The organism is Lacinutrix sp. MedPE-SW, assembly GCF_001874145.1.
GTDB lineage: Bacteria > Bacteroidota > Bacteroidia > Flavobacteriales > Flavobacteriaceae > Lacinutrix.
On record NZ_MPCX01000018.1, the window covers coordinates 15,701 to 39,874 of the forward strand.

At 29.7% G+C, this 24,174-nt stretch carries 28 protein-coding genes; 15 read left to right on the top strand and 13 right to left on the bottom strand.

Features of this window, described 5'->3' with window-relative positions:
* Positions 1-64 precede the first annotated feature (64 nt).
* Complete coding sequence (locus BM549_RS13520; RefSeq protein WP_013868647.1) at positions 65-1,468, bottom strand: trypsin-like peptidase domain-containing protein; 1,404 nt, start codon at positions 1,466-1,468, stop codon at positions 65-67.
* Positions 1,469-1,605: 137 nt separating this feature from the next.
* On the opposite strand from BM549_RS13520, the gene dapF reads away from it, so the two are divergent.
* From dapF to BM549_RS13545, 5 genes are all read left to right on the top strand, one after another.
* Positions 1,606-2,385 (top strand): diaminopimelate epimerase, encoded by a 780-nt coding sequence (gene dapF, locus BM549_RS13525; RefSeq protein WP_290470752.1) that lies wholly within the window; start codon positions 1,606-1,608, stop codon positions 2,383-2,385.
* Complete coding sequence (locus BM549_RS13530; protein ID WP_290470753.1) at positions 2,379-2,900, top strand: GNAT family protein; 522 nt, start codon at positions 2,379-2,381, stop codon at positions 2,898-2,900. The genes dapF and BM549_RS13530 overlap by 7 nt, the downstream gene beginning before the upstream one ends.
* The gene (mltG, locus tag BM549_RS13535) at positions 2,900-3,943 is read left to right on the top strand and encodes an endolytic transglycosylase MltG (protein WP_290470754.1); all 1,044 of its coding nucleotides are present in this window, start codon (positions 2,900-2,902) and stop codon (positions 3,941-3,943) included. Before BM549_RS13530 ends, mltG begins: the two co-directional genes overlap by 1 nt.
* Positions 3,943-4,851, top strand: a complete 909-nt coding sequence (locus tag BM549_RS13540; protein ID WP_013868643.1) for a DUF2279 domain-containing protein — start codon at positions 3,943-3,945, stop codon at positions 4,849-4,851. Before mltG ends, BM549_RS13540 begins: the two co-directional genes overlap by 1 nt.
* Before the next feature lie 109 nt (positions 4,852-4,960).
* Positions 4,961-5,647, top strand: a complete 687-nt coding sequence (locus BM549_RS13545; protein ID WP_290470755.1) for a peptidoglycan-binding protein LysM — start codon at positions 4,961-4,963, stop codon at positions 5,645-5,647.
* 4 nt (positions 5,648-5,651) lie between these two features.
* Here BM549_RS13545 and BM549_RS13550 read toward each other — a convergent pair whose 3' ends face one another.
* Genes BM549_RS13550 through dnaA form a run of 4 tightly spaced genes read right to left on the bottom strand, consistent with a single transcriptional unit; the run spans position 5,652 to position 9,723 of the window.
* On the bottom strand, positions 5,652-6,368 hold the full coding sequence (locus BM549_RS13550; RefSeq protein ID WP_013868641.1) for an SAM-dependent methyltransferase: 717 nt from the start codon (positions 6,366-6,368) through the stop codon (positions 5,652-5,654).
* Positions 6,369-7,772: a PQQ-dependent sugar dehydrogenase gene (locus tag BM549_RS13555; protein ID WP_290470756.1), complete on the bottom strand. Its 1,404-nt coding sequence runs from the start codon at positions 7,770-7,772 to the stop codon at positions 6,369-6,371.
* A 52-nt stretch (positions 7,773-7,824) separates the two neighbouring features.
* Complete coding sequence (locus tag BM549_RS13560) at positions 7,825-8,283, bottom strand: low molecular weight protein-tyrosine-phosphatase (RefSeq protein ID WP_290470757.1); 459 nt, start codon at positions 8,281-8,283, stop codon at positions 7,825-7,827.
* Between the two features lie 12 nt (positions 8,284-8,295).
* Positions 8,296-9,723: a chromosomal replication initiator protein DnaA gene (gene dnaA, locus BM549_RS13565; RefSeq protein WP_013868638.1), complete on the bottom strand. Its 1,428-nt coding sequence runs from the start codon at positions 9,721-9,723 to the stop codon at positions 8,296-8,298.
* Between the two features lie 190 nt (positions 9,724-9,913).
* Here dnaA and BM549_RS13570 point away from each other — a divergent pair, with 190 nt between their 5' ends.
* Positions 9,914-10,312 carry a thioesterase family protein gene (locus BM549_RS13570; protein WP_290470758.1) on the top strand — a complete coding sequence of 133 codons (399 nt, stop codon included), beginning with the start codon at positions 9,914-9,916 and terminating at the stop codon, positions 10,310-10,312.
* Here BM549_RS13570 and BM549_RS13575 read toward each other — a convergent pair.
* The 5 genes from BM549_RS13575 to BM549_RS13595 are packed head-to-tail and all read right to left on the bottom strand — an operon-like array spanning position 10,309 to position 13,874.
* The gene (locus tag BM549_RS13575) at positions 10,309-10,926 is read right to left on the bottom strand and encodes a YigZ family protein (protein WP_290470759.1); all 618 of its coding nucleotides are present in this window, start codon (positions 10,924-10,926) and stop codon (positions 10,309-10,311) included. The genes BM549_RS13570 and BM549_RS13575 overlap by 4 nt on opposite strands.
* Complete coding sequence (locus tag BM549_RS13580) at positions 10,926-11,789, bottom strand: EamA family transporter (RefSeq protein WP_290470760.1); 864 nt, start codon at positions 11,787-11,789, stop codon at positions 10,926-10,928. The genes BM549_RS13575 and BM549_RS13580 overlap by 1 nt, the downstream gene beginning before the upstream one ends.
* Positions 11,786-12,397, bottom strand: coding sequence for an HAD family phosphatase (locus BM549_RS13585; protein ID WP_290470761.1), 612 nt, complete (start codon positions 12,395-12,397; stop codon positions 11,786-11,788). Before BM549_RS13585 ends, BM549_RS13580 begins: the two co-directional genes overlap by 4 nt.
* Before the next feature lie 31 nt (positions 12,398-12,428).
* Positions 12,429-13,415 (bottom strand): bifunctional diaminohydroxyphosphoribosylaminopyrimidine deaminase/5-amino-6-(5-phosphoribosylamino)uracil reductase RibD, encoded by a 987-nt coding sequence (ribD, locus tag BM549_RS13590; RefSeq protein WP_290470762.1) that lies wholly within the window; start codon positions 13,413-13,415, stop codon positions 12,429-12,431.
* 3 nt (positions 13,416-13,418) lie between these two features.
* Positions 13,419-13,874: a hypothetical protein gene (locus tag BM549_RS13595; protein ID WP_290470763.1), complete on the bottom strand. Its 456-nt coding sequence runs from the start codon at positions 13,872-13,874 to the stop codon at positions 13,419-13,421.
* 64 nt (positions 13,875-13,938) lie between these two features.
* Between BM549_RS13595 and BM549_RS13600 the strand changes: the two genes are divergently transcribed.
* The 6 genes from BM549_RS13600 (at position 13,939) to BM549_RS13625 (ending at position 19,677) form a co-directional block, all read left to right on the top strand.
* Entirely contained in the window at positions 13,939-14,430 is a 492-nt protein-coding gene (locus BM549_RS13600) for a GNAT family N-acetyltransferase (protein WP_290470764.1), read from the top strand.
* Between the two features lie 16 nt (positions 14,431-14,446).
* Complete coding sequence (gene prmC / locus BM549_RS13605) at positions 14,447-15,316, top strand: peptide chain release factor N(5)-glutamine methyltransferase (protein WP_290470765.1); 870 nt, start codon at positions 14,447-14,449, stop codon at positions 15,314-15,316.
* Positions 15,317-15,347: 31 nt separating this feature from the next.
* On the top strand, positions 15,348-15,929 hold the full coding sequence (locus BM549_RS13610) for a TIGR00730 family Rossman fold protein (RefSeq protein ID WP_290470766.1): 582 nt from the start codon (positions 15,348-15,350) through the stop codon (positions 15,927-15,929).
* Between the two features lies 1 nt (position 15,930).
* A complete protein-coding gene (gene ligA / locus BM549_RS13615; RefSeq protein WP_290470767.1) occupies positions 15,931-17,928 on the top strand; it encodes an NAD-dependent DNA ligase LigA in 1,998 nt (665 codons plus the stop codon).
* 197 nt (positions 17,929-18,125) lie between these two features.
* Complete coding sequence (locus tag BM549_RS13620; RefSeq protein ID WP_290470768.1) at positions 18,126-18,770, top strand: hypothetical protein; 645 nt, start codon at positions 18,126-18,128, stop codon at positions 18,768-18,770.
* A gap of 190 nt (positions 18,771-18,960) precedes the next feature.
* A complete protein-coding gene (locus tag BM549_RS13625; protein ID WP_290470769.1) occupies positions 18,961-19,677 on the top strand; it encodes a hypothetical protein in 717 nt (238 codons plus the stop codon).
* Here the strand turns inward: BM549_RS13625 and BM549_RS13630 are convergent.
* Genes BM549_RS13630 through BM549_RS13640 form a run of 3 tightly spaced genes read right to left on the bottom strand, consistent with a single transcriptional unit; the run spans position 19,669 to position 21,769 of the window.
* Positions 19,669-20,043, bottom strand: a complete 375-nt coding sequence (locus BM549_RS13630; protein ID WP_290470770.1) for a DoxX family membrane protein — start codon at positions 20,041-20,043, stop codon at positions 19,669-19,671. The two genes, BM549_RS13625 and BM549_RS13630, sit on opposite strands and share 9 nt — an antisense overlap.
* A gap of 47 nt (positions 20,044-20,090) precedes the next feature.
* Positions 20,091-21,008, bottom strand: a complete 918-nt coding sequence (locus tag BM549_RS13635; protein WP_290470771.1) for a bifunctional UDP-sugar hydrolase/5'-nucleotidase — start codon at positions 21,006-21,008, stop codon at positions 20,091-20,093.
* A gap of 2 nt (positions 21,009-21,010) precedes the next feature.
* Entirely contained in the window at positions 21,011-21,769 is a 759-nt protein-coding gene (locus BM549_RS13640; protein WP_290470772.1) for a 5'-nucleotidase C-terminal domain-containing protein, read from the bottom strand.
* A 71-nt stretch (positions 21,770-21,840) separates the two neighbouring features.
* On the opposite strand from BM549_RS13640, the gene BM549_RS13645 reads away from it, so the two are divergent.
* The 3 genes from BM549_RS13645 to BM549_RS13655 all read left to right on the top strand — a co-directional run bounded on the left by BM549_RS13645 (position 21,841) and on the right by BM549_RS13655 (position 24,171).
* Positions 21,841-22,359, top strand: coding sequence for a hypothetical protein (locus BM549_RS13645; RefSeq protein WP_290470773.1), 519 nt, complete (start codon positions 21,841-21,843; stop codon positions 22,357-22,359).
* Between the two features lie 11 nt (positions 22,360-22,370).
* Positions 22,371-23,258 carry a 4-hydroxy-tetrahydrodipicolinate synthase gene (dapA, locus tag BM549_RS13650; protein ID WP_290470774.1) on the top strand — a complete coding sequence of 296 codons (888 nt, stop codon included), beginning with the start codon at positions 22,371-22,373 and terminating at the stop codon, positions 23,256-23,258.
* Positions 23,259-23,367: 109 nt separating this feature from the next.
* Entirely contained in the window at positions 23,368-24,171 is an 804-nt protein-coding gene (locus tag BM549_RS13655) for an outer membrane protein assembly factor BamD (RefSeq protein WP_290470775.1), read from the top strand.
* The last annotated feature ends 3 nt before the right edge of the window (positions 24,172-24,174 follow it).

The window sequence follows — 24,174 nt, forward strand, 5'->3', positions numbered from 1 at the left end:
GTGCTAAAAAATAAAAGCACTTTAGATTGCTCTAAAGTGCTTTTTATTATTATTAAAAATAAAATTATTCTAACCCGTATCTTTTTGTTTGACCATTTGAGTCTACTAATTGTATGCTTAGTGGTTGATACATGTCTCTATTTTTTATTACTTCTTGTACATCTTCAACAGAGTTTACTTTAATATTATTAATTGCAGTAATTATATTTCCTTCTTCAATACCTTCAAGAGCAAAATATTTAGCATATCTACCACTTAATCTTGTTATTTTTACACCGTTTTTAACATCGTACTTTTTTAAATCTTTAGGTTTTGCATTTTTTATAATACCTATTGATGGAATAGTATAAGTGTTATTTTTTAGAAGTTTAACAGTTGCTAATTTTTGCACACCATTTCTTAAAAAATAAACGTTAATATTATCATTAGGTCTTTTAGTATCTAAATATCCTTTTAAATCTGAAAGTTTAGTAATTTCTATATCATCAATTTTCTTAATAATATCACCACTTTTTAAACCAGCAATTTCTGCTCCAGTATCTTCTTCAACTTCGTCTATATAAAAACCTTCAGTTTCTCCAATGCCAAGTTTTTCGGCATAAGCACTATTTAAAGAGCCACCAACAACACCTAAAATACCGTTTTGTACATTTCCAAACTCCATAATGTCTTCAATAACCTTTCTTGCAATATTACTTGGTACCGCAAAAGAGTAACCAATATACGATCCAGTTTGAGAGGTAATAGCGGTATTAATACCAATAAGTTCACCATTAGTATTTACTAAAGCACCACCAGAATTCCCTGGATTTACAGCGGCATCTGTTTGTATAAACGATTGGTTGCTTCGTCCAGATAAGTCTCTAGATTTTGCACTAATAATTCCAGCAGTAACGGTTGAGGTCAAATTAAAAGGATTACCAACAGCTAAAACCCATTCGCCAATTTTAGCATGATCACTATCTCCAAATGTAGTATAAGGTAATTGGTCGTCACTTTCAATTTTTAGTAAAGCGATATCGGTTTTTTCATCAACACCAACAATATCTGCTTTAAACGTTTTGTTATCATTTAAAGTCACACTTAAATCTTGTGATCCTTTAATAACATGGTAATTTGTAACTATGTAACCATCAGGAGAAATAATAACACCACTACCAGTACCAAGTTGAGGACGTTGTTGTACGCGGCCTCTAAATAAATCTTGTAATGTAGGTTGTACAGTACTTATAGTAATATTTTTAACGTGTACTACAGCATCTAATGTTTTCTCGGCAGCATTAGTAAAATCTATACCTTCTGCAGCAGCTAAACTTGTGTTTGTATAATTTACCGGCTGAAATGTTGGTAGAGAAAATTGTTCTGTTTTTGCAATTGTTTCTTCTTTTTCTATAAAGGTTTTATATGTTCCTAGGGTAATTGCACCTCCTAATACCGAAACTAAAACCAATGTTGCTATCTTTTTCATATATAATTTAGTTTAGAATTAATAAGAATAACTATAAAATTAATTTTTTTATTGCGTTGAAAATTCAACTTTAACGTCACATTAACAACAAAAATAAATTTTCAATACACTATATTTGCTGCAATAATATCTACATAATGACTCATACATTTTATAAATATCAAGGCACAGGAAATGACTTTGTTTTTATTGATAACAGACAAGAACAATTCAACAAAAATAATACCAAATTAATTGCGCACTTGTGTGACAGACGCTTTGGTATTGGTGCAGATGGCCTTATTTTATTAGAGAACGATACGACTACAGATTTTAAAATGGTGTATTTTAATGCAGATGGTAACGAGAGTACTATGTGTGGAAATGGAGGTAGATGTATTGTCGCTTTCGCGGAAAAGCTAAACATTATAAACGGTAAAACCACTTTTAATGCAATTGATGGTTTACACGAAGCAACAATAAACGATGGTTTTGTAAAACTAAAAATGCAAGATGTAGATACAATTAAGGTAAACAAAGATCATACTTTTTTAAATACAGGTTCTCCACACCATGTAGCATTAGTAAATAATATTAAACAATTTGATGTTAAAACTGAAGGCGCAGCAATTCGATATGGTGATTTATATGATGCAGCAGGAACAAATGTAAATTTTGTTGAGCCATTAGATAACAACACTTTCGCAGTAAGAACATATGAGCGAGGAGTAGAAGATGAAACATTATCTTGCGGTACAGGAGTAACAGCAGTAGCGTTAGCAATGCATACATTAAAAAAAGCAAACACTCAAGAAGTTAGCTTGAATGTTGAAGGCGGAACACTAAAAGTCTCTTTCGAAAAAACAACTAACGGATATAAAAATATTTGGCTTCAAGGTCCTGCAACTTTAGTTTTTAAAGGTGAAATAGAATGGTAACGCTAAAAGGAGAACATATTTATTTACGTGCTCTGGAACCAGAAGATTTAGAGTTTATTTATACAATAGAAAACGACGAATCTATTTGGGAGTTAAGTAATACTATAACACCATATTCAAGATATTTAATAAAACAATATTTAGAACATGCACATGCAGATATATACGAAGTAAAACAATTACGATTAGTTATCTCAAACTATGAAAATGAAACTTTAGGCATGATTGATGTTTTTGATTTTGATGTAAAAAATAAACGCGCAGGTATTGGTATATTAGTAAAAGAAACTAAAAACCGAAATAAAGGTTATGGTAGTGAAGCATTAAAACTTTTAGTAAACTATTGTTTTAAACATTTAAATTTACATCAGTTATATTGTAATGTTTCTGAAGAAAACACTGCAAGTATTAATTTATTTGAAAACCAAGGATTCAAACAAATAGGATTAAAAAAAGATTGGAATCTTATAAACGGAAATTATAAAAACGAATATTTATATCAACTAATTAAATAATGTACATTAAAAAAATACTTGTAGCCATTGCTATTATTGGTTTAGCTATCGCAGCTTATTTTGCTTATTTTATTTATGGAGCAATGCTAAAACCTAATACAGCTTTTAATAATGAAGAAGCTTATATTTTTATTCCTACACATGCAAAGTATCAGGAAGTGCGAGAACAATTAGAACCTTTGTTAATAGATATTGATGGTTTTGATGCATTAGCAGAACAAAAAAAATACACAACCAATATTAAAGCTGGACGCTTTGTTATAAAAAAAGGAATGAGTAATAATGATATTATTAATTCTATTAGAAGTAAAAATATACCATTAAGAGTTGCTTTTAACAATCAAGAACGATTAGAAGATTTGGCAGGCAGAATTGCATTTCAAATAGAACCAGATAGCCTTACACTACTAATGGCAATGACAGATCCTGAGTTTTTAAGTAAAAATAATTTTACAAAAGAAACAGCTTTAGCAATGTATATTCCAAATAGTTATGAGTTTTTCTGGAATACATCTGCAGAAGGCTTTAGAGATAAAATGCTTAAAGAGTATAATCGTTTTTGGACTGCAGAAAGAGAGGCAAAAGCAAAAAAACTTAACTTATCTAAAAATGAAGTTATAGCATTAGCAGCAATAGTTCACAAAGAAACAGCAAAAGTAGACGAGAGACCTCGTGTTGCAGGTGTGTACTTAAATAGATTAAGAAAAGGCATTCCTTTACAAGCAGATCCAACGGTAATTTATGCAGTAAAAAAACAAGATGGAAATTTTAATCGTGTAATAAAACGTGTATTATATAAAGACTTAGAAACAAACTCACCTTACAATACTTATAAAAATGCAGGTGTTCCACCAGGACCAATTTTTATGCCAGATGTTTCTGCAATAGATGCTGTTTTAAACCCAGAAAAGCATGATTATATTTATTTTGTTGCCAATGTAAAAAACTTTGGTTACCACAAATTTGCTAAAACTTTATCGCAGCATAACCAGAATAAACAAGAATATGTACGTTGGATAAATAAGCAAGGCGTTAATAGATAATGTTTATAAAACTTACAACTTACGTTTTAGTATTTTTATTTTCTGTCTGTGCGTTTGCACAAGAATCTAGTTTTTTTAAGCCTAGCGATACGTTAAATATAAAAAGAAGAAATACTGTTGTAATTTCTGAAGCAGCAATTGGTGGTGTTACATTATTAGCTTTGAACCAATTGTGGTATGCAGATTATGAACGTTCTAATTTTCATACTATAAATGATAATAGTGAATGGTTACAAATGGATAAGTTTGGCCATACATTTTCTGCTTATCATTTGGGACGCTTGGGAGCGCAAACCTTAAAATGGAGTGGTGTAAGTAAAAAAAATCAATTACTATATGGTGGTACGTTAGGCTTTACTTTTTTAACTGCAGTTGAGGTAATGGATGGTTTTTCCCAAGAATGGGGATTTAGTTGGGGAGATTTTACGGCAAATGCAGCAGGAACAGGACTTTTTATTGGTCAAGAGTTACTTTGGGATGAGCAACGTATAGTAATGAAATACTCATTTCATAGAACACAATTTGCTGCGCAACGCCCAGATAAACTTGGTAATGGCTTAACCGAAGAATTTTTAAAAGATTATAATGGTCAAACTTATTGGTTGTCTGCTAATGTACATTCCTTCTTTAAAAGTAGTAAAATACCAAAATGGTTAAATGTTGCTTTTGGTTACGGTGTTGACGGTTTATTATCTGGAAACGATAATCTGTTTGTTGATAATGTATTTATTCAGCAAGACAGACAGCGTCAATTTTACTTAAGTTTAGATGTCGATTTAACAAAAATAAAAACTAACTCAGCTTTACTAAAAACGGTTTTTAGCGTTTTTAATACTATAAAAGTACCGTTTCCAACCTTGGAGATTAACGGAGAAAATGGCATAAAGCTACACGCTATCTACTTTTAATAGCATTTAATCTATTGGTTTTCAGGTTCTAAAAAAATGTTGTATATTTGCACGGCGAAATTTTAGGCACGCTTTTTGAATAAGAGTGAACTTAAAAAAATCAAAGGTTATGAATAAAAAAAATATTGCAAAGTTAGTTCCCTTAGTACTTACAATATGTATTTTAATAGTAGTATCGCTTTACACTAATAAAGCTGTTAAATCTAAAAAAGATTTAGCATCTTTAAAAGAAACAGCTGCTGTTGCAGTTGTTGAACCTGAATTAGATATTCCTTTAGGCCAGGATTATAATTTAAAATTAGACAAAAGATTTTTAAATTACAATCCTAGATTAGGAAAAACATTTACAGGTTTTAAAGAGCAGTTAGGTTTTAAAGAATCTCAAAATAATTATTTTAGAGTAAATACTTTAGGGTATTTAGGAAAATACCAATTTGGTAGAAGTACTTTACAAATGATTGGGATTAATGATACTAAACATTTTTTAAGCAATCCAGAATTACAAGAAAAAGCTTTTATAGCAAATACAGAACGTAATAAATGGGTATTAAGAAGAGATATTAAACGCTATTCTGGACGTTATATTGGCGGCGTTAAAATTACAGAATCTGGTATTTTAGCAGCAGCACATTTAGCAGGACCAGGAAGTGTAAAAAAATACTTAAGAAGTCAAGGTGCAGATTGTTTTGAAGATGCCTATGGTACAACTATTAAATCGTACTTAAAACGTTTTTCTGGTTTTGATACTTCAGAAATTAAACCTAATAAAAAAGCTAGAGTTTCTTTAAAAGCTTAGTTTTTTAACTTTTATGAATTATAAATAACGTTGGTCTTTTATGTAGGTCAACGTTATTTTTTTTCCATTCATTAGCGGTCATTGTTTTTATATATTCTGTAGGTAAAGTAATGTCGCAAGCAACACAAATGCTTGTATTACCATTTACAGTATTACATAAATCTTCCAGAAACTTATTGTTTCTATAAGGTGTTTCAATAAACAACTGCGATTGATTATGCTCGAACGATAAGCGTTCAAGTCTTTTAATTTCCTTTTTACGGTCTTGTTTGTCAATTGGTAAGTAGCCATTAAAAGCAAAACTTTGCCCATTCATACCGCTACTCATCATTGCCATTAGTATTGACGATGGTCCAACTAATGGAACTACCTTAATATTATTTTGGTGTGCAAGTTTTACAATTTCTGCTCCAGGATCTGCAACTCCAGGACATCCGGCTTCAGAAAGTAAACCAACATCGATACCCTTTTTACAAGGTTCTAAATAACTTGGTAATTCGCTAGCATTAGTAAATTTGTTTAAAGGAAAAAGCGTAAGGTTTGCTTGTTTTTTGCTTGGCGATATTTTTTTTATATCTCTTCTAGCTGTTTTTTCATTTTCAACAACATAAAAATCTACATGTTCTATTATTTTTTTTACTGTTAAAGGTAAAACGTTTAAAGGTTCTGTGTCTCCTAATGTTGTAGGAATGAGATAAAGCTTGCCGTAAGATGCGTTCATTTAATTTATTACTAATTTTTTAACCAGTTTTCTTTGGTTAAAGGTATTAATTTCTATGAAATAAATACCACTTGCATAAGTTTCAGTTAAAATATTAATTCGTTTACTTTTAAAAGTATTAAAATGTATTATTTGTTGACCTTGAATATTGGTTATATTTACAGATTCAATTTTAGAAAAATCCATACCAAAATCTATTGTTATTTTTCCATTTGAAGGATTAGGATAAATAATAATATTATTTTTTATATTTTCAGTAACGCCTAAATTTGGATCTTCAATTTTATATATTGTATTTCCTCCTGCAATATATAGCTCTCCACTTATATCTTCTCCAAATGTAGTCCAGGCTTGAGTGATGTTAGGAAGTTGAAAATTGATATCCCAATTTACTCCATCTGTACTACTTAGTATTCCTATCTCTGAAGAACATAAATCTGCAAAAAAGTATTTTCCTATAAAATTAGTAAACATACTGCCTCTATATACATAACCACCAGTTATAGAACATCTATTACCATTTCCTGCATTTTCGTGTAAATATTCTGCAATAGGTTGTATAGTGTTTGTTATTGTAGGACAAGAGCTTTCTACATTAAAATCGTGTGTGGCTTCATAACATCTCCAACCATAATTATCGCCAGGATTGCCAGGTCCAATTACTTGGTTTATTTCTTCGTATAAGTTTTGTCCAACATCAGCAGTCCATAGGTCTCCATTTGTTTTATCAAAAGAAAACTTCCATGTATTTCTTAAGCCAATTGCATAAACTTCTGGTGCTCCGCCCGATGAAGCGTAAGGATTAGTTGGAGGTATTGTGTATGTGTTACCATTAACATTAATTCTTAAAAGTTTACCCAACAAGTTGTTAGTGTCTTGCGCTCTATTTCCAGGATCACCTCCAGAACCGCCATCACCTGTAGAAATGTATAAAAAACCATCTTGACCAAAAGCTATTTTGCCACCATTATGATTAGAAAATGGTTGCGCAATGGTTAATAATATATTTTCATTGGTGTTTGCAATATCAGGATTAGCACTTACAGTGTAATTTGCAATAACAGTATCACCATTATTATTAATATAGTTTATGTAAAAATTACCAGATGTATTATAGTCGGGAGCGAATGCTAAGCCTAATAAACCACGCTCACCACCAGAATTTACAATGCTATTAATATCTAAAAAAGGAGTAGTATTTATAGAGCCATCACTATTTAAAATTTTAATAATGCCTACTTGTTCAACTACAAATAATCTGGAATCATTTGCTACTCCTGAATTTACAATTTCAACAGGACTAGTAAAGCCGGAGCTAAATGTTGTAAGTTGAACACTTGTAGATTGTGCGTTAGAGAAAAAGGATAGAAAAAAACAAAAAAGAATAGAGTAGAAGTTTTTCATGGCAACTTTTTTTAATAGTTAATGAAAATGTTTGTACTCTAATATACGGAATTTAAATAGCGTTTAGTTGTTTAGCTATAGCATTGCAAGCTTCATCAAGCATGTTGTAAACATCATCAAAACCAGATGCACCACCATAGTAGGGATCTGGAACTTCTAAATTTTTATTGGGATGGCTTTCGTTTAATATTAATTTTACTTTAGAAATATCTTGAGCATTGCGTGCCATTTTTATAACATTTTTAAAGTTGGATTGATCCATAACATAGATATAATTAAACTTTTCAAAATCTTCTGTTACAAATTGCCTACCGCGTTGGTTTGTAATATCTAAACCATTTTTTTTAGCAACAGCAATAGAGCGACTATCTGGCAAACTATTAATGTGATAATTACTAGTACCAGCAGAGTCTACTTGAAATGATTTAGAATTTAATTTTGATTCTAAAATACCATGAGCTAGAGGAGAGCGACAGATGTTTCCGAGGCAAACCATTAAAATTCTAACCATAATATTGGGTAATTAAACTGAAAGTTTTTTAGTTAAATCTTCAACATATTTTCTAAACTGCTTATCTGTAGATGATAAGTTGTCAACAGTTTTACAAGCATGCAATACAGTGGCGTGATCTCGTTTTCCTATTTGAGAGCCAATGCTAGCTAATGAAGCTTTTGTAAACTTTTTAGCAAAAAACATGGCTAACTGTCTAGCTTGTACAATGTGACGCTTTCTTGTTTTAGATTGTAAAGTATCTACATCCATTTGGAAATAATCTGATACTACTTTTTGAATATAATCTATAGAAACCTCACGTTTAGTATTTTTTACAAACTTCTCTACAACTTGTTTAGCAAGTTCTATGTTTATTTCTTTTTTATTAAAAGATGACTGTGCAATTAATGATATTATAGCACCTTCTAATTCTCTAATATTAGATTTTATATTTTTAGCGACGTATTCTATAATATCTTCTGGCATTTCAACGCCATCACGATATAATTTGTTTTTTAGTATAGAAACACGAGTTTCAAAATCTGGAGTTTGTAACTCTGCACTTAATCCCCATTTAAAACGTGATAATAAACGTTGCTCAATATCTTGCATATCTACAGGCGCTTTGTCACTTGTTAAAATCACTTGTTTACCGTTTTGGTGTAAGTGGTTGAAAATGTGAAAAAAGACATCTTGAGTACCAGATTTACCAGATAAAAACTGAACATCATCTATTACTAGAACATCAATTAATTGGTAGAAATGTATAAAATCGTTTCTGTTATTTTTCTTAACAGAGTCTATATATTGTTGTGTAAATTTTTCGGCAGAGATATATAATACCGTTTTTTCTGGGTATTTATCTTTAATATCTACACCAATAGCATGTGCTAAGTGGGTTTTTCCTAAACCAACACCTCCAAAAATTAATAAAGGGTTAAAAGAAGTACCTCCTGGTTTTGCAGAAACAGCTAAACCTGCACTACGTGCTAAACGGTTAGAATCACCTTCTAAAAAGTTATCAAAATTATAACTAGGGTTTAATTGTGATTCTATTTTTACATTTCGAATTCCAGGTATAACAAAAGGGTTACGTAATTCTCTATCTTTATTTTTTAAAGGGACATCGACATCTTGAGCTTTTACAGCAGAGCGATTTGAACTTGGAATTTTTTCTGTAAATGGTTGTTTGTTACCATAGGTGTTTTCCATTTTAATAATGTAAACCAACTTTGCGGTTTCACCTAATTCTTTGGTAAGTGCTACTTTTAGAATTTTAACGTAATGCTCTTCAAGCCACTCGTAAAAAAATTTACTAGGCACTTGTACACTTAAAGCATTATCTGTGAGTTTGACTGCTATAATTGGTTCAAACCATGTTTTATATGCTTGAGGTTGGATATTGTCCTTTATAAAATTAAGACAGTTATTCCATACCGATTGCGCAGTTATACTCATTGTTAAATTTTAGTGTTTTTTAATTAGTTCTAAGTTAGGTGAATTTTGGAATAATTCGGGCCTTTTTTATAGCTGGACAAATATGTGAACAAAAAACTTAAAAAAAAAATGATTTCCTATTGAATATTTAGTTTTTTTTTCTCATAATGGATGTTAAAACGAAACTACAAAAAATAATCCATAAAACGTTATGAAAACCGATAAAATTGACATAAGAGTACGTTATGCAGAAACCGATCAAATGGGTGTAGTTCATCACGGAAATTATGCATTATATCTGGAAATAGCCAGAATTGAATGGTTGAGAAAATTGGGCATTTCTTACCGTAAAATGGAAGATGATGGTATTGGTTTACCAGTTGCCTCACTAAGTGTAAAATATAAGAAACCTATTCGTTATGATGATGTAATTACAGTTAAAACAACTCTAAAAAAAGCGCCTTCTGTTAAGGTTGAATTTGAGTATGAAATACTGAATGATTTTGGTGAAATTCTATCAACTGCATCTGTAGATTTGGTTTTTGTAAATTTAAAAACAAATAGACCTACAAAACCACCTCAATATTTTCTTGATGCATTAAAAAATTAATTCTCTAAAGTTTTTATAGATACCTTATATATAGAATCGAAAATCTCAAAAATTTCTTTAGCATCTCGTTTTCTTGTTGAAATGGTAATTTCGCAATCGAGTTCTAATTTTTGATTAGTAATATTTATATTCTTTTCTTTTATAACACGCATAACTTTATTCATTAACTCATATTCAAACTTAATTAAAAAGTTAATGTCTATTGTTTTTGTAACAATGTTAGAAGCTTCTAATGCTAATTGTGCTCCTGTTTTATAAGCATTTATTAAACCACCAACGCCTAATTTAACACCACCAAAATAGCGAACAACAACTATAAGAATATTGGTAACTTCGAAAGATTGTATTTGTCCGTAAATAGGCATGCCTGCACTATTGTTAGGTTCGCCATCATCATTTGCTCTATAAGCTATATTTTCTGTACCAATTTGGTAGGCATAACACCAATGTCTTGCTTGGTGATGTTGTTTTTTTAAATTTTCAATGTGGTTTTTTACATGGTCTTCATTATGAACAGGAAATGCATAGCCAAAAAATTTTGAGTTTTTATCTTTAAATAAAACTTCTTCCGAAGGTTTTAAAATTGTTTTATATGTGTCGGTATTATTTTCCATTATGCCAAAGTTACAAGTAAAATGGAAAGTATTGCAACTAAAATACCAACCCAGTTTTTTAAGCTTAATTTTTCTTTAAAAAATAATAAGCCAACTAAAGTTGATAACATGACAATAGCAACATTGTTAACAGTAAAAATTGTAGAGCTTTCAATACCTTTGTAATCTAGAGCTTTTAAAATTAAATAAATAGAATAGTAGTTTACTACTCCTAATATTAAGCCTCCAAAAATACTGCGAGAATCAAATTTAAATTTGCCTTGTATTGCTTTTACAGTTAGTATTAAGACACCAATAATTCCTGCTATAGCAAAAATAGTTGCAGAAAAAAGAGGAATACCATCACTGGAAACATAAGAGTTTTCTAGATACTTAATGGTAGTATCTATAACTCCAGAGCCTATAAATAATAAAATAGGAAGCCATAAGTTTTTTATTTTTATGGTTCCTGTTCTTGCTTTTACCGAGGTTAGATATACTGCGATTAATGCTAAAATAATTCCTGTTGTTTTTTGAAAATTTGATGTTTCGTTATAAACATATAAACCAAAAACTATTGGAATAACTACACTCATTTTACTGGCAACAGATGCTACCGATAATCCGTTACGTTGTGCAGTTAAAGCCATAACATTAAATATGCTAATAAATAAAAAGCCTAAAAAAACAGCGCCTAAAAACCACTCTTTATATATGATTTCTTTAGCAACAAAAGTTTCGTTAGAGCTTAAAATACCAGTAGTAAAAGCTGCGAAATAATTTATTATAATGGCTTGTAATGTGTTTATTTTAAATTTGCCTAATAAATTAAAAATTACAAAAATTAATGTTGAGGCAATTATGCTTAACAGAAGATAAATCAAAATAAATCTCTTTTTATTGTAAATAAATCTGTAATATCTTCGGTTTTAGGATTGTTATTCCAAACGTTTATACCAAGTTTTTGTGCAGCTACAGTATTTTCGACTGTATCATCTATAAATAGACATTCTTCTGCTTTTAAATTATTTTCGTTTAAAACAAATTCAAAAATACTAGCATCAGGTTTTCTCATCATGATTTCATGAGAGAGATAAAACTTATTGAAACTCGATTTAAAATCGTTATAAAACGGTACATGTTGTTTTATACAATCGATGTGTAACGCATTAGTGTTACTTAAAAGTATAAGATTGTATTTTTTTTCTTTAGCTAAAGTTTCAATAAAATTTAAACGCTTTGGCGGAAAGTCTCGAATAATAAAGTTCCAAGCATCTGTAATATCTTTTTTAGAAAGCTTAGGGAAATTTTCGGTATAAAATTCTAAAAATTCGTTTGTAGACAATAAGCCTTGCTCATATAATGTGTTGATGGCTATTAAATCATCAGATAGTGCTTCCATTTCAAAAAGCTCTAAAGCATTGCTCATCGCGCCTTCTTTGTCTAAATTAATAAAGACATCTCCAAAATCAAAAATTATGGTTTTTATCATTTTAATAGGTGTTTCTAAATGTGTTAGAAAACTAGTGGTTATTTTGGTAAGTTAATAAAGTATCGTTTAATATGGTTTCTTCTGCTTTAAGTTCTCCAGAAAAATTTGGTGCTTTTATACCATCAGTAAAAGTAATATGGCCTTTAAAGACTTTAGCTTCGTCCCAAAGATTTTCATTAATAAAAAGTTGTAAGGTTTTTGCGCCTCCTTCAATAATAACCGAGTTTATATTTTGCTTAAATAAAAAGGAGCAAATGTCATTAGCTGTTTGTGCTTTAATTGTAAGCGTTTCTGCTTCGTTATTAAAAATTGTATATTCTTTAGAGAGCATATTATTTTTGTCTAATACAATTCGCGTAGGGTTATTGCCGCTCCAATCCCTTACATTTAAAGTAGGATTGTCCTTTATAACTGTTGTTGTACCTACTAAAATAGCTTGTTCTTGGGCGCGCCATTTATGCACAAGCTGTCGTGAAATTTTATTTGTAATCCAAACTGGTTTTTGTTCTGTTCTGGTTTTTGGAGCAATATAGCCATTACTGGTTTCTGCCCATTTTAATATTATATAAGGACGTTTTTTATTATGAAATGTAAAAAAACGTTTGTGGTGTTCTTTACATTTGTTTTCTAAAATACCTAAGGTAACTTTACAGTTGGCACCCATTAACTTTTTTATGCCTTTACCAGCAACTTCTGGATTATCATCTACGCAGCCAATAACAACATTAGGTATATTGTGGTGAATAATTAAATCGCTGCATGGTGGTGTTTTACCATAGTGAGAGCAAGGCTCAAGAGTAACGTATAGTGTGCTTTTTTTAAGTAAATCTTTGTTTTTAACTGCATTTATTGCATTAACCTCGGCATGATTACCTCCATAAGCACTGGTAAAACCTTCTCCAATTATAATATTATTATGTACTATTACCGCACCAACCATAGGATTAGGACGTGTTGTGCCTAAACCATTATTAGCAATTTGTATTGCTCTTTGCATGTATGTTTCGTGAGTAGTCAAGATTTACAATTTAATTTTTACATCTTGAATTTCATCTAAGGCGTATTTATGAGAGAAACCAAAAACTTTATACTTTATTTCTCCTTTATATTGCACTTGCATACCTTTATTTAAAACACTATTAAGTAAACCACTAAGGTTGTTTAAATTTAAAATTTTATTCGCAGGTATGTTTGCTTTTAAAGGGATTGAGAACTCTTTTTTTGCAGGAACGTTAAAAGTTTTAGAGCTTACTGTACCAACTTCAATATCGTTAACAACAACTTTAATACCATCAGTTTCTAATTTACCACCAATAGTATTCGGATTGTTAAAAAAAGCATCGGCAGTTAAAATAATAAACTCATTATTAGAGTCTTCAACTTCTATGTTTTCAATACGTAAAAATTCTGGTTTTTCGTTTACTTTGCAACTTAGTATTGTAAGTAGAATTGTTGATAAGATTATGAGTTTCTTCATCTAAAAATTTTTATAATTACTGTATATTCAGCCTTTAAATAAAGCGTAAAAATACCATAATATTGTGAGTAATAATAATTACATAATAAGAGAAATAGAACAGCAAGATAATGCAGCTTTAGAAAGCGTTATAAGAGCTTGTTTTCCAGAGTTTGATATTCCATTAGAAGGTACTGCTTTTGCAGATCCAGAGACTAAGAAAATGTTTGAATCTTATCAAAATAGTAATGATGTGTATTATGTAATAGATAGAGATGGAGAAATACTTGGTGGCGCTGGAGTAAAACCTTTAGAAGGCTTTGAAGATCGTGTTTGTGAGATTCAAAAAATGTATTTTTCTCCTAAAGTTAGAGGTAAAGGTTTGGGTAAAAAGTTATTTAAAAAGTGTTTAGAAGCAGCAAAAACATTAGGCTACAAACAATGTTATATAGAGTCTGCACCACAGTTAAAAGCAGCAATTCATATTTATGAGTATTTTGGTTTTAAGCATTTAAATGCGCCATTAGGTAATACTGGACATACAGCTTGTGCTGTTTGGATGCTAAAAGATTTATAAAACTAAAAACAAGCTTGTGTTAATTAAAGATTTAAAAAATATCTTTCATAAAGAATTAGATGCTATTTATGGTGTAGAAGAAGTTGCTAGCTTTTTCTTTATTTGTACAGAAAACTATTATAATGTTACGCGTTTACAATTAGCCTTAGATTCAGATTTAGCTATTAATAAAGAAGAGCAAACCGTTATATTTAACGCGCTTGAAGATTTAAAAAACGAAAAACCCATTCAATACATAATTGGTGAAACAGAATTTTACGGTTTACCATTTAAAGTTAATAAGCACACACTAATTCCAAGACCAGAAACCGAAGAACTTGTCACTTTAGTTTTAAAAACCGCAAAACAAAAACTAAAAGAATCTAAACCACTTACTTGTTTAGATATAGGAACAGGAAGTGGTTGTATAGCAATTTCACTAGCAAAAGAATTAAAGGAAGCACAAGTTTATGCAATAGATGTTTCTACAGAAGCAATAAAAAAAGCAAAAGAAAATGCAGTATTAAATAATGTAGCTGTAGAGTTTATTAAATGCGATATTTTAAACACTTGCAATGAAACATTAAATAAAGATTTAAAGTTTAATGTTATAATTTCAAATCCGCCATATGTTAGAAACCTTGAAAAAGCCGAAATAAAAAATAATGTACTAAACAACGAGCCGCATTTAGCACTGTTTGTAGAAGACGACAACCCATTACTTTTTTATAAGGCAATTGCCGAGTTTGCAACAAAAAAATTACATAAAAACGGAAAACTTTTTTTTGAAATAAATGAATATCTTGGAGCAGAAACTAAAGCTTTAGTAGAAAGTATAGGCTTTAAAAATGTAGAAATAATAAAAGATATATTTAATAAAGATAGAATGTTATCTGCAGATTTATAAGTTTATAAAACAAAATATAAAAGCAATTAAAATGAAGAATATAGCAGTTTTTTGTGGTTCAAGTTCAGGAAATGATTCAAAAATAATTTCTGAAGCTTATGCTTTAGGTAAAACATTTGCAAAGCGTAATATCGCTTTAGTTTATGGTGCTGCAAAAATTGGCATAATGGGAGAAGTAGCAAAAGGAGTGCTTGAAAATAAAGGCAATGCTATAGGTGTAATTCCTGAGTTTTTAAAAACAAAAGAAATTGTAAACGAAAACTTAACCCATTTAATTGTAACCAATAGTATGCATGATAGAAAAGTTGTTATTTACGAAAAAAGTGATGGCTTTATAATTATTCCTGGCGGATTTGGTACTATGGATGAGTTTTTTGAAATCACGACTTGGGGACAATTAGGTTTACACACTAAGCCAATAGGTATTTTAAACACTAACGGTTATTATAATGCACTAATAGAGCAAAGTAAAACCATGGTAAAAAACGGTTTTCTAAAACAAGAAAACTTAGATGCTGTTTTGGTAAGCGACAGTATTGACGATTTATTAGAAAAAATGAATAATTTCACACCATTACCAGCGCCAAAATGGTTGAATAAAGAAGGATTGTAAAATGAGTAAAAAGCAAGAAATAGAACAACTACGTCAAGAACTTAGAGAGCATAATTATAATTATTATGTATTAGATAACCCAACTATAAGTGATTACGATTTTGATATAAAATTAAAAGAACTTCAAGCTTTAGAAGAAGCACATCCAGAATTTTTTGATGCAAACTCACCAACATTACGTGTTGGAGGAGAAATAACAAAAAATTTTAATACAGTTGTTCATGAGCATCGCATGTACTCATTAGATAATTCATATTCTTTAGAAGACTTAAAAGATTGGGAAACAAGAATTAAAAAATTAGTTGATGGCGATATTAGTTATACTTGTGAGTTAAAATACGATGGTGCATCTATAAGTCTAACCTACGAAAATGGAAATTTATTAAAAGCAGTAACACGTGGTGACGGTTTTCAAGGCGATGAGGTTACCGCAAATATAAAAACCATAAAATCTGTACCATTACAGTTAAAAGGTGATTACCCAGCAAAGTTTGATATTCGAGGAGAAATAGTTTTGCCTTTTAAAGGGTTTTTAAAAATGAATGAAGAACGTGTAGCAAACGGAGAAGAACCTTATAAAAACCCAAGGAATACAGCATCAGGAAGTTTAAAGCTTCAGGACAGTGGAGAAGTAGCAAAACGTCCTTTAGAATGTTTGTTGTATAATTTAACAGGAACAAATCTAGGCGTAGAAAATCAATTTGAAAGCTTAGAAAAAGCTAGAAAAATGGGATTTAAAGTTCCTAACGAAGCACGTTTGTGTAAAAGTATAGATGAGGTTTTTAAGTTTATAAATCACTGGGATACAGAACGTCATAACTTACCTTATGAAACAGATGGTGTTGTAGTAAAAGTAAATAGCCTATACCAACAAGAAGAATTAGGTTATACCTCAAAAGCACCAAGATGGGCAATGGCTTATAAATTTAAGGCAGAGCAAGTGTCTACTGTTTTAAAAGAAATTACCTATCAAGTAGGAAGAACAGGAGCGATAACGCCAGTGGCAAATTTAGAACCTGTGGATTTAGCAGGTACAGTAGTAAAACGAGCATCGTTACATAATGCAGATCAAATAGAAAAACTAGATATAAGAATTAACGATACTGTTTTTGTAGAAAAAGGAGGAGAAATAATTCCTAAAATTATAGCTGTAGATTTAACGCAAAGGCCTCAAGATTCTAAGCCAACCCAATACGCAACACATTGTCCAGAGTGTCAAACACCTTTAGAAAGGCTAGAAGGAGAAGCAAAACATTTTTGTCCAAATTATAATGGTTGCGAACCTCAGGTAATAGGTAGAATACAACACTTTATTTCTAGAAAAGCAATGGATATTGAAGGCTTAGGTGGTGAAACTGTTGGTTTATTAGTTAAAGAAGGTTTGATAACGAATTATGCTGATTTGTACACACTTACAAAAGCACAAGTTTTGCCATTAGAAAGAATGGCAGAAAAAAGTGCAGAGAATCTAATTAATGGTATTGAAGCTTCAAAACAAATTCCATTTGAGCGCGTGTTATTTGCAATAGGAATTCGTTTTGTAGGTGAAACAGTAGCTAAAAAACTGGCGAAACATTATAAAAGCATAGAAGCTTTAGAGCAGGCATCAATTGAAGATTTAGAAAAAGTTGATGAAATAGGAATTAAAATAGCCGAAAGTGTTGTTGCCTTTTTTGCTTCGGAAGAAAATAGAAATATTATAAAACGTCTAAAAAATGTTGGCGTTCAGCTTGAGATTTCAGCCGAAAAATTAGCAAATCAAACAAATAAATTAGAAGGAAAATCGTTTGTTGTTTCTGGAGTGTTTACCAAAGTTTCACGTAATGAGCTAAAAAAACTAATAGAAGATAATGGTGGCAAAAATGTAAGTTCTATTTCATCTAAAACCCATTTTGTTGTTGCAGGAGATAAAATGGGACCAAGTAAAAAAGAGAAGGCAGAAAAGTTAAACATAACTTTAATTACAGAAGAAGACTTTTTGCAAATGATTGATTTTTAGCTTTTTTTTGAATTTTTTTTGTTTAATGTTGTTTAAAAAAGTGTGTTTTTAAATCAAATTTAATTTTTTTCTTGTTTGTTAAAAATTGTTGTTGTTATTTTGATATAACTCAAACTCTATCTTAACTTTTGATTTCCTTAAACTCTAAATGTTTACTTGCTGCTATAACTATAATTTTTTTAGTTATAGGTTTCAATATGTTTGGTTTTGAGCTACTTTCTTCGTCAATAGAATTATTACTTGTTCCTGTAATAACAGTTTTTTACTATTTAGGAAATTTAAAAACACCAGGATTAACACTTTTTTTTATTAGTTATTCCATAGGTGATTTAGCTAATATTTTAGATTTTAATAAAGTTTCAGACTGGTCGTATTACCTATGTAATACACTCTATATTATAGCTTATTTAGGGCTAATAAGTTACGTGTCTAAACAATTAAACCTCTTGCAGTTAATAAAAAAGAATAAGTTAGATTTATTTGTGCTTTTATTATTAGCTATAGGTATGACTTATGTGCTTGTTACTATTATTTTATTAGTAGATTTTGACTCAGATAATATTGGGCTCATTCATTTTGTTGAATTCTCCTTTAGTATCATTTTAATTATATTAATGATGCTTTCTTATTTTAAATATATACAACATACTAGTAGAAAATTTTTTCTATTATTTTTAGGTTGTTTATGTTTAGTATTCTCTGAGCTTGTATTAGTTGGCTATTATTACATTGCAGAGTATGTTTTTATTAGTTATATATCTACAATACTATATGTTACAGCGATTTTTTTGTTGTATTACCACACCTTAATTAACCATGAAAGTTTTATTGAAACAACTTAGTATAAAGTTTAATTACTTTATCTAATATCATTCAAAAAAATATGTGCTATTAATGTTTTTTTGATGACTAATATTTTGGCTTAAAGGTTTTTGAATGATTTTCTATATTTTACAATTCATCGATTAAATACATTTTTTACCGATTAAATGTTTTTTATTTAGTATATTTGTAATCCCAAATCTATTATAAATGAGAATTAACAGACTGCAAATAATAAGCAGCGCTATAGTGGCGCTTGCTTTTGTGTTTTTATTTGGTGCAATTTTTAACTTTGAAATTGTTTCAAATTATTCTAGAGCACTAATATTACCTTTTTTTGTATGTTTATATTTTATAGAGTCTGAAAGAAAAAGCTTTTATTTTGCAACTTTTTTAATTTCTTGTTCACTAGCCGAATTATCTAAGATTTTTTGGGATTTTAACTATTCTCTTTTCTCTACAGTAAGCAATATTGGATATATTATTGGTTATTCTAGTTTGCTATTTTATATGGCAAAAAGTATTAATTATTCAATTTTATTTAAAAAATTTCAAGTACCAATTATCGTATTAACTGTATTTAATATTTATTTAATTTATACATTAAATCAAATGATATTAGCAGACGAGACTATTAAAACGTATACATTTAGTTTTGTGTTAGAGTGTTTTTATAATATTTGTGTATTATTAATATTATCGGTCTCACTACTTAATTATCTATATCATGATTCTAAAAGAAGTTTGTTGCTTTTTTTAGCTAGTGTTTGTATCGTATTTTCAGAAATGGTACAAGTTGCTTACATCTTTGTGTCTTCAGCTTATGTATTAAGTATTGTGTATTCTATTTTACTTTTTACAGGATTTCTATTAGTCTATATTTATATTACTTCTAAAATAAATAAATATTATAAAGTTTTATTTTAAAAAAGGTATTGTTTTTCTATAGAAATAAAGTGTAATTCCAGAGAGAACAAATACAATTATAGCAGTTATAAATAATAATCCTTTATCATTATTTACTTCAATACCTAGTCGTGTTAAGTGCATTATAATAGCACCACTCATAATTGCTAAAGTCAATATAGCACCAGTCCACACGGTTTTGGGTATTAATAAAAGAATTCCAGCAACGAGTTCTAAAACGCCTACAAAAATTCTGCCTACAGGCTCAAGATTTACTTGTTTAAAAATGTAAACACTATCTGGATGCCCAGTAAACTTAAAACGTAATGTTTGAATAAGTATTATAGCAATTGCCAATCTAATAATAAAAAAGACCTTGGTTTTCATGTAAAACGATTTTGTTTAACCAATAGGTCGTAATTTAAATATAGAATTTACACTATAATAGAGGTTCCGTTTGCAGTTTTATTTTTTTCGGCGTCAAAATAAAAATCTATTCTACCTAAATTAATACCATAACAGCCTACTTGATTTACTAAAACATTTTTACCATCAACGTTTTGTGCTACAGTTGGTTTAGGTAAAAAAGTGTGAGTATGCCCACCAATAATTAAATCTATATTTTTTGTAGCTTTTGCAAGGTTTAAATCGGAGATTTTATCTGGACTTCTTCTATAGTGATAACCCAAATGCGATAAGCAAATGATGAGGTCGCAATGCTCTTCATCTTTTAAAATTCTAGTCATGTCTTGGGCAATTTCTATTGGGTCTAGGTAATTAGTTTCCTTATACATGTTTTTGTTAACCAAACCATCAAGTTTTATTCCTAAACCAAAAACGCCAATTTTAATTCCATCTTTTATAAATATGTGATATGGTTTAACGTGAGTATCCATAATCGTATTTTTAAAATCGTAATTGGCAGATAAAAATTTAAATTCTGCATGTGGTAATTGTGCATACAAGCCATCAATACCATTATCAAAATCATGATTCCCAATAGTAGCAGCATCGTATTTTAATTTAGACATAAGTTTGAATTCTAACTCACCACCGTAATAATTAAAATAAGGTGTGCCTTGAAAAATGTCGCCAGCATCTAATAAAAGTGTGTTTGGGTTTTCATTGCGAATAGACTCTACTAGAGTAGCACGTCTAGCAACGCCACCTTGGTTTGCATTGCGGCCATCTTCTGGTCCAAAAGCATCGATATGGCTATGTACATCGTTAGTATGTAGTATAGTAATTTTTTTTGTTTTAGTACTTGCTGTGCAAGATTGTAATCCAAAACCGCCTAATGTTACTAAAGCAGTAGCAGCTGCAGATTGTTCTATAAATTGTCTTCTTTTCATAGTTATTTAGTTTGAATAAAACGGTTGTCGATTTTTGGATTAATAGTGTCGTTCTTTTTAAAATAGTCAATCATAGCATTTCTAATTTTATAATCTAAATAATAAACACTGTCATTTGGTTTAAAAAAGCGCATGCGGTCGCCACCGTCATACAAATAATCATTTGTAGCTAAGTAATACGTTTTATCTTTTATAATAGGTTTTCCTTGAACTAGAGTTTTAGTAATGTTAAAATTCTTATCTAACTCTAATGTCATACCGCTAATTGGGTGTGCTTTTTTAGCTTGCCTTAAATAATCTGCCATACTATCTAATTGTTGTCCTTTTAAGGCTACAACAACAATACTATTTTCAAAAGGCATAACTTGAAAAGCAGTTTCTGTAGTTATATTTCCTTTAGAAATAATCGAGCGAATACCTCCATGATTTAAAATTACAGCATCTATGTTATTATTAGTACGTTTATTAAAAACAATATTACCTTGAGTGTAAACAATATCTGCCATTAAATTTCCAATCGCAGTATTGTATTCGCCATCATTTTTTGTGTAAGTTTTTGGTGCAAAAGATAAAACGGCATTCATATCTTTATTAAGGCTTTTGCGATAAGGTGCAATTAAAGAATCGAAATCGGCATTAATAGCAATACTATCTGTAATTGGTAATTGTTTTCCTTCAATTTTAGATAGGTGTTTCTGGTTTTGTTTACAAGCTGTTAAACTAGCGACTATAAACAAAATAAAAAAGGCATTTAATTTCATATACTAATTATTAAAATTAAGCTGAGTATTAGTTAGGTTTTGCTACTTTTGTAACAAAGCGATAAATATAGATGATTTTAAAAGGATTTAAGGAAAAATCTAACCAAAACTATATTAATAAAACTTTAAATAATCGAGTTGTGTTGGCAACCAATTCTAAAATTAAAAGTATAGGAGTTATTATTAATGCAGACGAAACGGTTGATTATAAAAAAATTAGCTCTTTATTAAAGACTTTAAATGTTAATCCTAATAATTTTCAAATTATAGCATTTACAATAGAAAAAACGTTTGAAGAAAATAGTAATTTTCAATGTTTTAATAAAAAAAGTATTGGCTGGAAAGGCAGCATAAAAAACGAAACTTTAAAACATTTTTTAAACAGAGAATTTGATATTTTAATAAGTTATTATGTTGAAGCTCCTATGTATTTAAAGCTGTTAACAGCCGTATCTAAAGCAAGGTTTAAAGTTGGAATTTTGCAAGAAGACGAAAGATTAAACGATTTAATAATAAAAACAGATATAGAAAATTATAAAATGTTCGAAATAGAACTTTTAAAATACCTATCAATTTTAAACAAAATATAATTAATAAACATATGAATAATCCTTTTAAAGGTACAGGAATTGCAATTGTAACACCTTTTAATACAGATGGAACTGTAGATTACAAAGCATTAGAAAATATTGTAGAATACAATATTGAAAACGGAACAAATTATATCGTAATTAGCGGTACAACCGGAGAAAGCGTTACAGTAACTAAAAAGGAAAAAGCAGAAATTATAAAATGTATTGTTAAAGTAAATAATAATAGATTACCATTGGTTTTAGGTATTGGTGGTAATAATACTGCGGCGGTTATAGAAGAAATTAAAACTACAGACCTTACACCATTTACAGGTATTTTATCTGTGTCACCATATTATAGCAAGCCTACCCAAGAAGGAATATACCAGCATTTTAAAGCAATATCTCAAGCTTGTCCAGTTTCAATTATTTTATATAACGTTCCAGGACGAACAGCATCTAACATGTTGCCAGAAACAACATTGAGATTAGCAAATGATTTTGATAATATTGTAGCAGTTAAAGAGGCAGGAAATAATATGTCTCAATATTTACAGTTAATAAAAAACAAACCAGAAGGATTTGGAATTATTTCGGGAGATGATGATCTAGTATCTATGGTTGCTTTAGCCGGTGGCGATGGTGTTATAAGTGTAATTGGTCAAGCGTTACCAAAAGCTTTTTCTAGCATGATAAATCTAGCAATCGAAGGTAAAGCAAAAGAAGCTTTTAAAATTCATTTCGACTTAATGGAAATTACAAGTTTAATATTTTCAGAAAACAATCCATCAGGAATAAAAGCGGTATTACAACAACTAAATTTATGTAACGATACGGTAAGATTACCATTAGTAGAAGCAACAGAAGGTTTAAAAGAAAAAATTAAAAATTATTTAGCACAATTTAATAACCGTTAAAAATTACTTAAACCACGTTAAAACTAGATTACAAGACTTAATTTAGCTTTAAAATTATATTTTTAAAATCCATATTAAAAGCGTATTTTTGCACCTTGTTTAAAATTTTATGAAGAATTTATTTATCATCCTAATTACCTTGCTAACTTTAAGTAGTTGTAGCGAATATCAAAAAGCTTTAAAGTCTGAAGATATTGGAGTAAAGTATAGAATGGGAGTTAAAAAATATGAAGAAGGAAAATTTGCTAAGGCAAATCGTATTTTCGAAATGATTATACCTCAGTACAGAGGTAAACCTCAAGCAGAAAAACTAATGTTCTTAAATGCAGATGCTTCATACCAAATGGGAGACTATTACATTTCTGGATATCATTTTGAGCGTTTTGTAACCTCTTACCCAAGAAGCGAAAAGTTGGCAGAAGCAAGTTTTAAAAGTGCAAGAAGTTATTACGAGTTATCTCCAGTATATTCTAAAGACCAATCTGAAACAAGAACAGCTTTAGAGAAACTTCAAGAATTTATAAACTTATTTCCAGAAGAAGAAGAAAATGTAGCGAAAGCCAATGAAATGGTTAAGGAGTTAGACTATAAGTTAGAGAAAAAAGCTTTTGAAATAGCAAAACAATATAATAGAATATCAGACTATAAAGCCTCTATGGCAGCTTTTGATGATTTTATTAGTGATTTTCCAGGGACATCACTAAGAGAAGAAGCATTATACATTAGGTTTGATTCTGCTTATCAATTAGCAATAAAGAGTATAGAAAGCTTAAAAGAAGAACGTTTACAAACGGCAAAAAGTTATTTTGAAGCCTTTAAAAAACGCTACGCTAATTCAGAATTTTTAGTCTTAGCTTCTGTAAAAGCAGAAAACATAGAGAAACAATTAGAACAATACAGTACAAAAAGTTAATAT